Below are 13,181 nucleotides of genomic sequence, written 5' to 3'. Positions count from 1 at the left end.
ACAAAAAAACCCGCCGCAGCGGGTTTTTCGGCCGTGTTCGATTAGTGTTCGAACATTGCAGAGATGGATTCTTCGTTGCTGATACGACGAATCGCTTCGGCCAGCATCCCGGACAGGGTCAAGGTACGCACGTTTGGCAGTGCCTTGATCTCGTCGCTCAGTGGAATGGTATCGCATACCACAACTTCGTCAATGACGGAGTTACGCAGGTTGTTTACCGCATTACCGGAGAAGATCGGGTGAGTTGCGTAAGCAAATACGCGTTTCGCACCACGTTCTTTCAGCGCTTCAGCGGCTTTACACAGCGTGCCACCGGTATCGATCATATCGTCAACCAGCACGCAGTCGCGGCCAGCAACGTCACCGATGATGTGCATCACCTGAGAAACGTTAGCGCGAGGACGACGTTTGTCGATGATCGCCATGTCGGTATCGTTCAGCAGCTTAGCGATAGCACGGGCACGTACCACGCCGCCGATGTCCGGAGAAACCACGATCGGGTTGTCCAGGTTCAGCTGCAGCATGTCTTCCAGCAGGATTGGGCTGCCGAATACGTTATCAACCGGGACGTCGAAGAAGCCCTGGATCTGCTCTGCGTGCAGGTCAACGGTCAGTACGCGGTCAACGCCGACGCTGGAGAGGAAATCAGCAACGACTTTAGCGGTAATTGGCACACGCGCGGAACGGACGCGACGGTCCTGACGGGCATAGCCGAAGTAAGGGATTACAGCAGTGATACGGCCTGCGGAAGCGCGACGCAGGGCGTCGACCATAACAACCAGTTCCATCAGGTTGTCATTCGTTGGAGCACAGGTGGACTGGATGATGAAAATATCACCACCGCGTACATTTTCGTTAATTTGTACGCTGACTTCGCCGTCGCTAAAGCGACCTACAGCGGCGTCGCCGAGGGAAGTGTACAGGCGGTTGGCAATACGTTGTGCTAGTTCCGGGGTGGCGTTACCAGCAAAAAGCTTCATATCAGGCACGAGAAGAACCTCAGGCATGCGTCCAGTGGTGGATAGCGTTCGCCGCAAACTGTGCGGGCCAGGCGAAGGCTATCCAGGCGGTGTATTAAAGAGCGCGATGCAACGTCTGGAACAGGGTGACGTTGTCACCGAAACTCAGTCTGCGCCAGAATGGCCTGCTGTAGGGGGGAGATGTTCATCCCACGCGCTACAAAACCATGCAGCCAATCCGGCGCTTGCTCAAGCACCTGACGAGCGGCGGATTCGGTGTCAAATTCAGCAAAGACACAGGCCCCTGTACCAGTCAGGCGCGACGGCGCGTATTCTAACAGCCAGGAAAGCACCGCATCAACCTCGCGAAAACGTTTTCTTGCGATATCCTCGCAATCGTTGCTGAATTCACAATTTAATAACGTTTCTATTGACCGAATCGGGGTATTTCTTTTCAGGTCAGGATCTTTAAAGATGACCGGGGTCGGAATGCTCACGCCGGGGTGAGCAACCAGATACCATTTTTCCGGCGGGTTGACCGGGGAGAGGATTTCCCCCACGCCCTCGGCAAAGGCCGCATGACCGCGAACAAACACCGGAACATCCGCGCCCAGTGTCAAGCCCAGGGCGGCCAGTTCGTCCTGCGACAGCCCGCTGCCCCAGAGGTGATTCAGGGCAACCAGCACCGTGGCGGCGTTAGATGAGCCGCCGCCCAGACCGCCGCCCATCGGCAGGCGCTTCTCTATACTGATGTCCGCACCGATTCCCGCGGGCAGCCGCCCCGACTCCGCTGCCGCTTTCATCAGCAGGCGCGCGGCACGCACAATCAGGTTGTCTTCATGCGCCACGCCTTCGACCGGTGTCAGGAGACAAATCTGCCCGTCCTGACGCGGCTCAATGGCGATCGTGTCGCCATAGTCAATAAACTGAAACAGCGTTTGCAGGGTATGGTAGCCGTCAGCACGCTGACCGGTGATATATAAAAACAGGTTCAGTTTTGCCGGAGAAGGCCAGTGGGTCATCATTTAACGATCCAGTTATCCATTTTGAGCTTGATGCGCTGGCTGCCCTGTGTCAGCTCCATATTTGATGGCAGCGATGGTTTACTCTTGCTGTCATAGTCGTTGTATACCACTTTCCAGGTTTTGCCATTCTGGGTGTAGTTGACCTGGCTCAGACGGTACCGATCGTCCAGGGTGTAGTCGGTGGCGTCACCCGGCAGGCCGAGGATCCACTGGCGCAGGCTGTTCAGCGGGATCGGCATCCCGGTCAGCTTGCCAATCATCTCTTCGGCATCGGTCGCGGTGTAGTGCTGGCCTTTATTGTCGGTGATCTGCGCTTCGCCCGGTTTGGCGATAAGCTCCAGTTCGGTGCTGCCGAGCGGGTTCAGCAGCAGCAGGCGATAGTTGTCCTGCCCGGTTTGCTGCCAGAAGAAACGCGCATACACTTTTTGTTCATCAGAGAGATAGGCGAAGGCGCCGCGGGTCTGATACTGGCTCAAATTGCGGACGTCCTGCTGGTGCTGACGCCACTGCGGTGAATCAGGGCTTTTGCCCGGGCCTTTTGGTTGGGTGACAGTACATGCGGTCAGAACCAGTGCCGCCAGAGGCAGCAGGCGAATCAGTCGGGTCATAATGAGGACAAATCCTTGAGATACGTTGCAGTTATAACTGTTAATGCTAGCGTCCCGCAGTCCCACCGTCTACGTTCAAATTATCTCAAAGCAATGCGTAAGCTATTACTCCGAAAGGAGGCGGTCTCTTTTATTGATCTCGCGCATCCTGTATGATGCGTCCTGCTAACCTTATTAACGCTGGTACTACTCCCGCTCAACATGACCCTATTAGCACTCGGTATTAACCACAAAACGGCCCCGGTTTCGCTGCGAGAACGCGTTACGTTTTCGCCGGATACGCTTGACCTGGCGCTGGACAGCCTGCTTGCCCAACCCATGGTGCAAGGGGGTGTGGTGCTCTCGACGTGCAACCGTACCGAGCTATATTTAAGCGTGGAAGAGCAGGATAATCTGCATGAAGCGCTGATCCGCTGGTTATGTGACTACCACAATCTCAACGAAGACGAGCTGCGTAATAGCCTGTACTGGCATCAGGACAATGATGCGGTCAGCCATCTGATGCGCGTCGCCAGCGGTCTGGATTCACTGGTGCTGGGCGAGCCGCAGATTCTCGGTCAGGTGAAAAAAGCCTTTGCGGATTCGCAAAAAGGGCATTTGAAGGCCAGTGAACTGGAGCGTATGTTCCAGAAGTCGTTCTCCGTGGCGAAGCGTGTGCGAACCGAAACCGACATTGGTGCCAGTGCGGTTTCTGTTGCTTTCGCAGCCTGCACCCTTGCACGTCAAATCTTTGAGTCCCTTTCCACCGTCACCGTGATGCTGGTGGGCGCGGGCGAAACCATCGAACTTGTGGCGCGCCATCTGCGCGAGCATAAAGTGAAAAAGATGATTATCGCGAACCGCACCCGCGAACGTGCGCAGGTTCTGGCGGATGAGGTGGGCGCAGAAGTGGTTGCGCTGAGCGACATCGATGAACGTCTGAAAGAGGCGGACATTATTATCAGTTCTACCGCCAGCCCGCTGCCAATCATCGGTAAAGGGATGGTGGAACGCGCGCTGAAGTCGCGTCGAAATCAGCCGATGCTGCTGGTGGATATCGCCGTCCCGCGTGATGTTGAACCGGAAGTCGGTAAACTGGCGAACGCCTATCTTTACAGCGTTGACGACCTGCAAAGCATCATTTCGCACAACCTCGCTCAGCGTAAAGCGGCGGCGGTACAGGCGGAAACCATTGTTGAGCAGGAAACCAGCGAGTTTATGGCCTGGCTGCGCGCGCAAAGCGTCAGCGAGACCATCCGCGAGTATCGCGGGCAGGCGGAGCAGGTGCGTGATGACCTGACTGCCAAAGCGTTAGCGGCCCTTGAACAGGGCGGCGACGCACAGGCCATTATGCAGGATCTGGCGTGGAAACTGACCAACCGCCTGATCCATGCACCAACCAAATCTCTTCAACAGGCTGCCCGTGACGGGGATGATGAACGCCTGACTATTCTGCGCAACAGCCTCGGGCTGGAATAGCGCCCTATACCCATTTTCTAAGACAAGGTGCACTTACGCCTATGAAGCCTTCTATCGTCGCTAAACTGGAAGCTCTGCACGAGCGCCATGAAGAAGTCCAGGCGCTGCTCGGGGATGCCGGGACCATTGCGGACCAGGAACGTTTTCGCGCACTCTCGCGTGAGTACGCGCAGTTAAGTGATGTTTCTAAATGCTTTACCGACTGGCGACAGGTTCAGGAAGACATCGAAACCGCGCAGATGATGCTCGACGATCCTGAAATGCGCGAGATGGCGCAGGAAGAGTTACAGGATGCGAAAGCGCGTTCTGAAGAGATGGAGCAACAGCTTCAGGTGCTGCTGCTGCCAAAAGATCCGGACGACGAGCGTAACGCGTTTGTGGAAGTCCGCGCCGGTACCGGCGGTGACGAAGCGGCGCTGTTTGCCGGGGATCTGTTCCGCATGTACAGCCGCTACGCTGAATCGCGTCGCTGGCGCGTGGAAATCATGAGCGCTAACGACGGCGAGCATGGTGGCTATAAAGAGGTTATCGCCAAGATCAGCGGCGACGGCGTGTATGGTCGTCTGAAGTTTGAATCTGGCGGTCATCGCGTGCAGCGCGTGCCTGCTACGGAATCTCAGGGGCGTATTCATACCTCTGCCTGTACAGTGGCGGTGATGCCAGAGCTGCCGGAAGCGGAACTGCCGGACATCAACCCGGCGGACCTGCGCATCGACACTTTCCGCTCCTCTGGTGCGGGCGGCCAGCACGTTAACACCACCGATTCCGCTATCCGTATTACTCACCTGCCAACCGGTATTGTGGTGGAGTGTCAGGACGAGCGTTCGCAGCATAAAAACAAAGCCAAAGCCTTGTCCGTGCTGGGTGCGCGTATCCACGCGGCCGAAATGGCGAAACGCCAGCAGGCGGAAGCATCGACGCGTCGTAACCTGCTGGGCAGCGGCGATCGCAGCGACCGTAACCGTACCTACAACTTCCCGCAGGGCCGCGTGACCGACCACCGCATTAACCTGACGCTTTACCGTCTGGACGAGGTGATGGAAGGGAAGCTGGATATGCTGATTGAGCCTATCGTGCAGGAATACCAGGCCGACCAGCTGGCGGCGCTGTCCGAGCAGGAATAATGGATTTTCAGCGCTGGTTACGTGAGGCCGCCGGTGAGCTTTCCGCAAGCGAAAGCCCAAAACGCGACGCCGAAATTTTGCTGGAGCATGTAACGGGTAAAGCCCGTACGTATCTGCTGGCATTCGGTGAGACGCCATTGACCGCTGAGCAGCAAGCGCAGCTCGCTACGCTGCTTGCCCGCCGTAAAAACGGTGAGCCGGTGGCGCATCTTGTCGGTGAACGTGAGTTCTGGTCGCTCCCGCTTTATGTCTCAGCGGCAACGCTGATTCCACGCCCGGATACCGAATGTCTGGTGGAGCAGGCGCTGGCGCGTTTGCCGGCTGCGGCCAGCCGCATTCTCGATCTCGGAACAGGAACGGGTGCTATCGCGCTGGCGCTTGCCAGCGAGCGTCCGGATTGCGATGTGACAGCAGTGGATGTGATGCCTGACGCGGTGACCTTGGCGCAGCGTAACGTGGCGCGTCTTGGGCTGACTAACGTGACCGTGCTGCAAAGCAGCTGGTTTAGCGCGCTGGAGACTCGCTCGTTCGAGATGATCGTCAGTAACCCGCCGTATATTGACGAACACGACCCGCACCTTGCGCAGGGCGATGTTCGTTTCGAGCCATTGACGGCGCTGGTTGCGGCTAACGCAGGGTTAGCCGATCTTGATCACATAGTGACAACGTCACGGCAACATTTACTTCCCGGCGGCTGGCTGCTGGTGGAACATGGCTGGACGCAGGGGGAAGCCGTACGTGCGCTGTTTACGCAAGCGGGTTATACCGCAGTGGAAACCTGCCGCGACTACGGCGGTAATGAACGGTTGACGCTAGGCCAGTGGGCGTGAAACAAGGCTATCTGCCATTTACTGATAAAGGCGTAAGGCTGACTGAAAGGCGGTTTGGCGTTATCATCTACATTGTTTTGAGTTTTATCGCGCCCGGGGGTAGCTGTACGTTCGGGCGTTACTGGGGTAAGTCATGAAGTCCTTAGCCGATTTCGAATTTAATAAAGTGCCGCTTTGCGATGGCATGATCCTGATTTCGGAGATGATACGCGACGATTTTACGTCGCAGTACGTTTACGATGAACTGGAGAATCTGGTCAGCCTGGCGCGTGAAGAGATCAATCAGGCGCGCCCGCAGGACTGGCAATTAGAGAAGCTGCTTGAGCTTTTCTACGGCGAATGGGGTTTCTGCGACACGCGTGGCGTGTATCGCCTGTCTGACGCATTATGGCTGGACCAGGTCTTAAAAAACCGTCAGGGCAGCGCCGTTGCGCTGGGCTCTATTTTGCTGTGGGTCGCGCACCGTCTGGATATTCCACTGGTGCCGGTCATTTTCCCGACGCAGATGATCCTGCGGGCGGAGTGGCTGGACGGCGAGATGTGGCTCATTAATCCGTTTAACGGCGATACGCTGGATGAGCATACGCTGGACGTCTGGCTGAAAGGCAACATCAGCCCGGTCGCCGAGCTCTTTAACGAAGATCTCGACGAGGCCGATAACGCCGAAGTGATCCGCAAGCTGCTGGATACGCTGAAATCAGCGCTGATGGAAGAGCGTCAGATGGAGCTGGCCTTGCGTGCCAGCGAAGTGCTGCTGCAGTTTAATCCGGAAGATCCCTACGAAATTCGCGACCGCGGGCTTATCTATGCCCAGCTCGACTGCGAACACGTTGCGCTGAACGATCTGAGCTATTTCGTTGAGCAGTGCCCGGAAGATCCGATTAGCGAAATGATTCGCGCGCAGATCAACGCGATCTCGCACAAACAAATTACACTGCATTAATCTTAATTCCGATTCACACCTGAATAAGGCGATCCTATGAAACAAAAAGTGGTTAGCATTGGTGATATCAAGGTAGCAAACGACCTGCCGTTCGTGCTGTTTGGCGGTATGAACGTGCTGGAATCCCGCGATCTCGCCATGCGTATCTGCGAGCACTACGTGACCGTGACCCAGAAGCTGGGCATCCCGTACGTGTTTAAGGCCTCTTTTGACAAAGCCAACCGCTCCTCCATTCACTCTTACCGTGGCCCGGGCCTGGAAGAGGGCATGAAGATTTTCCAGGAGCTGAAACAGACGTTTGGCGTGAAAGTGATCACCGATGTGCATGAGTCCTGGCAGGCACAGCCTGTAGCGGACGTGGTAGACGTGATCCAGCTTCCGGCATTCCTGGCCCGTCAGACGGACCTGGTGGAAGCGATGGCGAAAACCGGCGCGGTCATCAACGTGAAAAAACCACAGTTCGTGAGCCCTGGCCAGATGGGGAACATTGTCGACAAGTTTATCGAAGGCGGCAATGACAAGGTTATCCTGTGCGACCGCGGTGCAAACTTCGGTTATGACAACCTGGTCGTGGATATGCTGGGCTTCAGCGTGATGAAGAACGTCTCTAACCAGTCTCCGGTGATCTTCGACGTGACTCACGCCCTGCAGTGCCGTGACCCGTTTGGTGCCGCGTCTGGCGGTCGTCGCGCGCAGGTAACCGAGCTGGCGCGCGCCGGTATGGCAACGGGTCTGGCGGGTCTGTTCATTGAAGCGCACCCGGATCCGGCTAACGCGAAATGCGATGGTCCGTCCGCACTGCCGCTGGATAAGCTGGAGCCGTTCCTGAAGCAGATCAAAGCGATTGACGATCTGGTGAAGAACTTCGATGAGCTGGATACCAGCAACTAATAAAAAAAACCGCTTCGGCGGGTTTTTTTATAGGACATATTGCCGGGTGGCGCTGCGCTTACCCGGCCTACAAAACCTGTAGGCACTGCAAGCGAAGCGCCGCTGGGCAAAGAGGCTAGGCAAATATCGTCATCAGGTACGCCACAAACAGCGCCATATGTGCCGCGCCGTTCAGCACGTTGGTGCGTCCGGTGGAGAAGGAGATCTGGCACAGCAGCAGCGAGGCCACCATCACAATCATCTCCGGCGCGCCCAGCGCAAACTGCAGTTCGTTCCCCGTCATAAAGGCAATCAGGGTCACCACCGGTACGGTGAGTGATATGGTCGCCAGCACGGAGCCGAAGAACAGGTTCATTGCACGCTGCACCTGATTGTTCAACACCGCTTTCAGCGCCCCCAGTCCTTCAGGGGACAGGATCAGCAGCGCCACCAGGAAACCGGTAAAGGCCACCGGGGCGTTCAGCTCGGTCAACAGCGTCTCCAGCGGGTTGGCATTCATTTTGGTGACCGCAATGACCGCAATCAGATGCACGATCAGCCAAACCGTGTGCCACACACTGCTGTGTGCTGACGGCTTACCGTGGTGCGGGTCATCGTCGTCGCCGTCATCTTCATGTTCGTATACAAACAGGCTCTGGTGCGTTTTGGTCTGAATCAGCAGGAACACGCCGTACATGGCTGCGGAAATCAGCGCGACCAGCAGCGCCTGACCGGTGGAGAAGTTTGCACCTGGCAGCGCCATCGGGAAGACCAGCACGATAATTGCCAGCGGGAAGAGGGCAATCAGGTACTGTTTAATACCAAACAGGTTCATGTACTGGGTCGCAAATTTACGCCCGCCCAGTAACAGCGAGAAGCCCACCAGGCCGCCTGTCACAATCATAATGATGGAGTAGAGGGTATCGCGCATCAGCGTCGGGGCAGCATCGCCGGTCGCCATAAGCGCGGAAATCAGGCTGACTTCGAGAATAACAACGGAAAGACTCAGAATTAACGAACCGTACGGCTCGCCCAGACGGTGGGCTAATACGTCCGCATGGCGAACGACGCTAAATGCGCTGGTTAAAATACCGACCAGGGCAAGAATATTGATACCAACCACCACTGGCAGTGACTGACTGCTTCCCCAGAAGAGCAGCACAGCCAGTGCCAGAACCGGGAAAATGAGTGACGTCTCCTTGTGGCGGGTCTTTACCGCCTCGTGTGTTGCTGTCATGTGCTTCTCCATCAATGCAGGTGCTTGTAATTATAGATAGATTTTAAGGAGATTAAATTAACAGAAATCTGTTAAATACCTTCTAATTTTTACTTAATTTTACCCTTTGTGATGTTTTTATTCTTTGAAGTCTATAATGCTCTATCTCCCATAAATAAATATTAAATAACAATGAATTATAATTTCAATTTACTCATTAACTATTGTTTGGTGGCACCATGGCATATCGTCGTCCACACTTATCTCTTTACCGAAAAGAGAGGTTAGTGATGCCCTACAAAACGAAACGCGAATTACCTGATAACGTGAAAAATGTCCTGCCTGAACACGCGCAGGATATCTACAAGGAAGCGTTTAACAGCGCCTGGGATCAGTACAAAGATAAAGACGATCGCCGGGATGATGCCAGCCGGGAAGAGACGGCGCATAAGGTCGCCTGGGCCGCAGTTAAACATGACTACGAGAAAGGAGACGATGATAAATGGCATAAAAAGAAATAGCCGTGAAATAATTCGCTGCCTTCATTTTGACTTTTCAGGCGGTTGAACTTCCGTTGTATTGCAACTGGTCCGCTAATTGCTTATCGTTATTTCACTGCTGGCAAAATGACCAGAGAAAAAATGCCGGGAAGGCGCATTACAGATGTCGCAAGGAAGCATGCAGTGGCGGAGGTGTAAAGTGTTAACGCGTGATTTCTTAATGAAGGCAGATTGTAAGACGGCATTTGGTGCTATTGAGGAATCGCTTCTCTGGTCAGCTGAACAACGTGCGGCGTCGCTTGCTGCCACGCTTGCCTGCCGCCCGGATGATGGCCCGGTATGGATTTTTGGCTACGGTTCGCTGATGTGGAACCCGGCTCTGGAATTTGTCGAATCGGCAACGGGAACGCTGCCTGGCTGGCACCGCGCATTTTGTCTGCGCCTGACGGCCGGACGCGGCAGTGCGTGTCAGCCTGGTCGCATGCTTGCACTGAAAGAGGGCGGACGCACCACGGGCGTGGCGTATCGCCTCCCGGATGCCACGCTCGAAGAGGAGCTGACGCTGCTCTGGAAGCGCGAGATGATCACCGGCTGCTATATGCCGAGCTGGTGCAAGCTGGAGCTTGACGATGGACTTACCGTCAATGCGCTGGTGTTTATTATGGATCCACGCCATCCGCTGTATGAAGCGGATACCCGCACGCAGGTCATCGCCCCGTTGATTGCCGCCGCCAGCGGGCCGCTGGGCACCAACGCGCAGTATCTCTTCTCCCTCGATCAGGAGCTGACCCGCCTCGGCATGAAGGACGATTGTCTGAATGAGCTGGTGGTAAAGGTGAGGGCGCTGCTGGAAGGGAACCCTGTCAACAGCACGCTGCGACCGGGTTTTGCCTGATAATACGCCCGGCTGGCCGGGCGTTTACTCTTATGCTGCCACGTAGCTGACGGAATGCTCCAGCGACTGACTGTGGCTGTCGATCAGCACATCCCATGTGCCGGTATACGGCACGGTAAGCCACGCTTTATCATCCTGCACGGTCAGAATATCCGCCTGGGATTGCTTTTGCGCTTTTGAACTCATGAGATGTATGCGGCAGCGTTCTGAGCAACGCACCACTACCGTATCCCCGCCGAACAGTTTCAAACTTGTTTTTACCCGTGCCATTTTTTACCCCGTAGTCTTAAACAACGCTCTCCCTGCAGCCATATCCGAGCGTGATGTTGTTCACAATTCACTCGTTGCATAACACCAAAGGGGGAGAGTCGGGATGCTGATTTTGATCAAAAAATGGCATAACGATTAAACAAAAATGACAAAATTCCTCAAAAGTTAGGCTGGCGCGCGTTTTACCCGCGAAACGCGCGCCGGAGGAACATTAAATGCGGAAATGGCCGGCCGTTTCAGCAAGGTCGCCCGCCTGGCTCTGCAGGGCTCCCGCGGCGGCGGCGGACTGCACCACCAGCTCGGCGTTCTGCTGCACCATTCTGTCGAGATGCGTCACAGCGTGATTAATCTCATGGATGCCTTTCATCTGTTCGCTGGTGGCGATGGAGATTTCGCGCATGATGCCGGAGACGCTGCCGATGCTGGAGCGGATCTCATCCATGCTTTCACCGGCCAGATGCACATAGCGCGAACCGGTCGCCACGCTATCGGTGGTGGAATCAATCAGGGATTTGATCTCTTTCGCCGCCTGGGCGCTACGACTGGCGAGGTTACGCACTTCCCCGGCTACCACGGCAAATCCGCGGCCCTGCTCACCGGCACGCGCCGCCTCGACGGAGGCGTTCAGCGCCAGAATGTTGGTCTGGAAGGCGATACCGTCGATGACGCTGGTGATATCACCAATTTTTGCGGACGCCACTTCGATGGACTGCATCGTGCTGATGGCCTGAGAAACCACTTCACCACCGCGCGCGGCAGCCGCAGACGCTTTGCTTGCCTGATCGTTCGCTTCCGCTGCCGATTCATTCGATTGCGTGACGGAGGCGGTGATCTGCTCCACCGCGCTGGCGGTCTCGCGAAGGCTGGACGCCGCCTGCTCGGTACGCCCGGAAAGATCCTGGTTGCCAGCCGCAATTTCCTGCGCGGCATTTTTCACCGACGCGCTGGCGTCACGGAGTTGTACCATCACGACGGAAAGCTTATCGCTGAAGGCATTAAAGGCCTGCGCAATTTGCGCCACTTCATCATTGCCGCTGTCCGGCAAACGCTGGGACAGATCGTTGGTCCCGTTGGCAATGTTATGCATCGCATCACGAATGTCAGACAAGCGTTTCAGCAGACGGGCAATCAGGACGTGAACAATGGCGCCGCTCAGGAGTGCCAGGATCACCAGCGAAATCGCCGACGCTTTCAGCAGGGAACGCATGCCGGAGGTGGCATCGCTGTTGTCGAGCGCGACGACCAGCAGCCAGTTTGTGCCCGGCACGGCTGAGGCAATGAAGGTTTTGTCTACATCATTCAGGGTTCCGTCGACCGGATTACCGCGTTTCAGCGCCGCAAAGTCGATCCCTTTGATCGTCTCGGCAAACGGCTTCAGGGTCAAAGCCGGATCGTTGGCGGCAATCACGGTACCATCACTGTTCAGGAGCAGCCCGCTGCTGGCGGGTGTTGGGTGGATGCCGCGCACGTTTGCCACGACGCTATCCATGGCGACATCGCCCGCCACCACCGCTTTCAGGACGCCATTTTCTTTCACCGGTACAGCAAACGTCACCACCAGCTTTCCGGTACCGGCATCAACATAGGGTGCGGTCACTACCGGGCCGTCCGTGCTCACCACCTGCTGATACCAGGGACGAATGGTCGGATCATAATCCGCCGGGACACCCGCAGGTTCAGAAAACTTCGCCGTCTTGCTCGCATAACCCACATAGACGTTAGTGAATCCCCCCGCCTGCGCCAGTTGTTTAAACACCGGAACCGGGTCGTCAGCCAGCGCGACGCTTTGTGCGGAGGTAATCACCGTCATTTTGCTTTTGGCCCAGTCGGCAATCGCCATGTTGTGGCTGGCGCTGGTACTGGTCAATATATCGCGCTGTGACTGCTGGTTATCCTGGCGCGTGACCTGGAAGTTAATAACGGTATTGAGAAGAAGGGCGACGACAAGGCAACCTGTCGTCGTAGCGATAATACGTGCGCGAATCGATCTGAACATAAGTGAAATACCTGCTGTGTTGTTTCCATGCCTATCGGCAACCCCGCAGGTAAACTTGATGCTGAAACCGCGTCCATAAGAAAATAATATTTTTACGGGATTATTATTAAAAAGTTAATACTTTATCTGCGGTCAGCGTCCATTCGGCCAGCTCAACCAGCGTCCCGATTTCTACGCCCTCTATCAGCGGCAGAGTGGTAATCCCGCGTCCGTCGGTACAGGTCTTGCACAGTTTCACCGGCACATTTTGCGCGGTCAGGATCTCCAGCATCTGCTGAATGTTATAGCCTTCTGCCGGCTTTTGGCCCTTCAGCCCGGCGGTGACGGCATCCGACATTAAAAAAATCTGTAATGCCAGGTCGCTCTCTTTTTCACGTAACGCAATGGCCAGACGCAGGCTGTTAAAAAGAGATTCGCTGCCGTAGGCCGCCCCGTTGGCGACGATCACAATCTTCTGCATGTTGACTCCTGTTCTTATAAAGGCACG

At 55.8% G+C, this 13,181-nt stretch carries 14 protein-coding genes and 1 pseudogene; 8 read left to right on the top strand and 7 right to left on the bottom strand.

Annotation, left to right across the window (positions count from 1 at the left end; translation table 11 throughout):
- Positions 1 to 41: 41 nt before the first annotated feature.
- The 3 genes from prs to lolB form a co-directional block, all read right to left on the bottom strand.
- Positions 42 to 989 carry a ribose-phosphate diphosphokinase gene (gene prs, locus A4308_RS17365; protein ID WP_003856663.1) on the bottom strand — a complete coding sequence of 316 codons (948 nt, stop codon included), beginning with the start codon at positions 987 to 989 and terminating at the stop codon, positions 42 to 44.
- Between the two features lie 125 nt (positions 990 to 1,114).
- Positions 1,115 to 1,984 (bottom strand): 4-(cytidine 5'-diphospho)-2-C-methyl-D-erythritol kinase, encoded by an 870-nt coding sequence (ispE, locus tag A4308_RS17360; protein WP_045281216.1) that lies wholly within the window; start codon positions 1,982 to 1,984, stop codon positions 1,115 to 1,117.
- A complete protein-coding gene (gene lolB / locus A4308_RS17355; RefSeq protein ID WP_045281217.1) occupies positions 1,981 to 2,592 on the bottom strand; it encodes a lipoprotein insertase outer membrane protein LolB in 612 nt (203 codons plus the stop codon). Before lolB ends, ispE begins: the two co-directional genes overlap by 4 nt.
- A gap of 201 nt (positions 2,593 to 2,793) precedes the next feature.
- On the opposite strand from lolB, the gene hemA reads away from it, so the two are divergent.
- From hemA to kdsA, 6 genes and pseudogenes are all read left to right on the top strand, one after another.
- Positions 2,794 to 4,050 carry a glutamyl-tRNA reductase gene (gene hemA, locus A4308_RS17350; RefSeq protein ID WP_008499512.1) on the top strand — a complete coding sequence of 419 codons (1,257 nt, stop codon included), beginning with the start codon at positions 2,794 to 2,796 and terminating at the stop codon, positions 4,048 to 4,050.
- A 41-nt stretch (positions 4,051 to 4,091) separates the two neighbouring features.
- Positions 4,092 to 5,174, top strand: a complete 1,083-nt coding sequence (gene prfA / locus A4308_RS17345) for a peptide chain release factor 1 (RefSeq protein ID WP_014884195.1) — start codon at positions 4,092 to 4,094, stop codon at positions 5,172 to 5,174.
- On the top strand, positions 5,174 to 6,004 hold the full coding sequence (prmC, locus tag A4308_RS17340; protein WP_014884194.1) for a peptide chain release factor N(5)-glutamine methyltransferase: 831 nt from the start codon (positions 5,174 to 5,176) through the stop codon (positions 6,002 to 6,004). Before prfA ends, prmC begins: the two co-directional genes overlap by 1 nt.
- A gap of 8 nt (positions 6,005 to 6,012) precedes the next feature.
- A pseudogene (locus A4308_RS22850) lies at positions 6,013 to 6,102 on the top strand (siroheme synthase); the annotation flags it as partial.
- 35 nt (positions 6,103 to 6,137) lie between these two features.
- A complete protein-coding gene (sirB1, locus tag A4308_RS17335; RefSeq protein WP_008499515.1) occupies positions 6,138 to 6,947 on the top strand; it encodes an invasion regulator SirB1 in 810 nt (269 codons plus the stop codon).
- A 36-nt stretch (positions 6,948 to 6,983) separates the two neighbouring features.
- Positions 6,984 to 7,838 carry a 3-deoxy-8-phosphooctulonate synthase gene (gene kdsA / locus A4308_RS17330; RefSeq protein ID WP_014884193.1) on the top strand — a complete coding sequence of 285 codons (855 nt, stop codon included), beginning with the start codon at positions 6,984 to 6,986 and terminating at the stop codon, positions 7,836 to 7,838.
- A 115-nt stretch (positions 7,839 to 7,953) separates the two neighbouring features.
- Here kdsA and chaA read toward each other — a convergent pair whose 3' ends face one another.
- Positions 7,954 to 9,054: a sodium-potassium/proton antiporter ChaA gene (chaA, locus tag A4308_RS17325; protein ID WP_014884192.1), complete on the bottom strand. Its 1,101-nt coding sequence runs from the start codon at positions 9,052 to 9,054 to the stop codon at positions 7,954 to 7,956.
- Between the two features lie 269 nt (positions 9,055 to 9,323).
- Here chaA and chaB point away from each other — a divergent pair, with 269 nt between their 5' ends.
- Both chaB and A4308_RS17315 read left to right on the top strand, forming a co-directional pair.
- Positions 9,324 to 9,554: a putative cation transport regulator ChaB gene (gene chaB / locus A4308_RS17320; protein ID WP_014884191.1), complete on the top strand. Its 231-nt coding sequence runs from the start codon at positions 9,324 to 9,326 to the stop codon at positions 9,552 to 9,554.
- Positions 9,555 to 9,732: 178 nt separating this feature from the next.
- Positions 9,733 to 10,428, top strand: a complete 696-nt coding sequence (locus A4308_RS17315; RefSeq protein WP_049010511.1) for a gamma-glutamylcyclotransferase — start codon at positions 9,733 to 9,735, stop codon at positions 10,426 to 10,428.
- Positions 10,429 to 10,458: 30 nt separating this feature from the next.
- Here the strand turns inward: A4308_RS17315 and A4308_RS17310 are convergent, their stop codons facing one another.
- The 3 genes from A4308_RS17310 to A4308_RS17300 all read right to left on the bottom strand — a co-directional run bounded on the left by A4308_RS17310 (position 10,459) and on the right by A4308_RS17300 (position 13,154).
- Positions 10,459 to 10,698 (bottom strand): DUF1883 domain-containing protein, encoded by a 240-nt coding sequence (locus A4308_RS17310; RefSeq protein WP_045135486.1) that lies wholly within the window; start codon positions 10,696 to 10,698, stop codon positions 10,459 to 10,461.
- 211 nt (positions 10,699 to 10,909) lie between these two features.
- On the bottom strand, positions 10,910 to 12,694 hold the full coding sequence (locus A4308_RS17305) for a methyl-accepting chemotaxis protein (protein WP_014884188.1): 1,785 nt from the start codon (positions 12,692 to 12,694) through the stop codon (positions 10,910 to 10,912).
- A gap of 106 nt (positions 12,695 to 12,800) precedes the next feature.
- On the bottom strand, positions 12,801 to 13,154 hold the full coding sequence (locus A4308_RS17300) for a DsrE/DsrF/TusD sulfur relay family protein (RefSeq protein WP_014884187.1): 354 nt from the start codon (positions 13,152 to 13,154) through the stop codon (positions 12,801 to 12,803).
- Positions 13,155 to 13,181: the final 27 nt, after the last annotated feature.

This window comes from Enterobacter sp. ODB01 (assembly GCF_001623605.1).
GTDB lineage: Bacteria > Pseudomonadota > Gammaproteobacteria > Enterobacterales > Enterobacteriaceae > Enterobacter > Enterobacter kobei.
Note: the sequence above shows the minus strand (reverse complement) of the source record. Positions and strands in the feature narration are given on the sequence as shown.

Bases quoted from the DNA above. Each gene is read 5' to 3' on its own strand.
- ispE (WP_045281216.1), bottom strand. From the start codon at position 1,984: ATGATGACCCACTGGCCTTCTCCGGCAAAACTGAACCTGTTTTTATAT.
- lolB (WP_045281217.1), bottom strand. From the start codon at position 2,592: ATGACCCGACTGATTCGCCTGCTGCCTCTGGCGGCACTGGTTCTGACC.
- hemA (WP_008499512.1), top strand. From the start codon at position 2,794: ATGACCCTATTAGCACTCGGTATTAACCACAAAACGGCCCCGGTTTCG.
- prfA (WP_014884195.1), top strand. From the start codon at position 4,092: ATGAAGCCTTCTATCGTCGCTAAACTGGAAGCTCTGCACGAGCGCCAT.
- prmC (WP_014884194.1), top strand. From the start codon at position 5,174: ATGGATTTTCAGCGCTGGTTACGTGAGGCCGCCGGTGAGCTTTCCGCA.
- sirB1 (WP_008499515.1), top strand. From the start codon at position 6,138: ATGAAGTCCTTAGCCGATTTCGAATTTAATAAAGTGCCGCTTTGCGAT.
- kdsA (WP_014884193.1), top strand. From the start codon at position 6,984: ATGAAACAAAAAGTGGTTAGCATTGGTGATATCAAGGTAGCAAACGAC.
- chaA (WP_014884192.1), bottom strand. From the start codon at position 9,054: ATGACAGCAACACACGAGGCGGTAAAGACCCGCCACAAGGAGACGTCA.
- chaB (WP_014884191.1), top strand. From the start codon at position 9,324: ATGCCCTACAAAACGAAACGCGAATTACCTGATAACGTGAAAAATGTC.
- A4308_RS17310 (WP_045135486.1), bottom strand. From the start codon at position 10,698: ATGGCACGGGTAAAAACAAGTTTGAAACTGTTCGGCGGGGATACGGTA.
- A4308_RS17305 (WP_014884188.1), bottom strand. From the start codon at position 12,694: ATGTTCAGATCGATTCGCGCACGTATTATCGCTACGACGACAGGTTGC.
- A4308_RS17300 (WP_014884187.1), bottom strand. From the start codon at position 13,154: ATGCAGAAGATTGTGATCGTCGCCAACGGGGCGGCCTACGGCAGCGAA.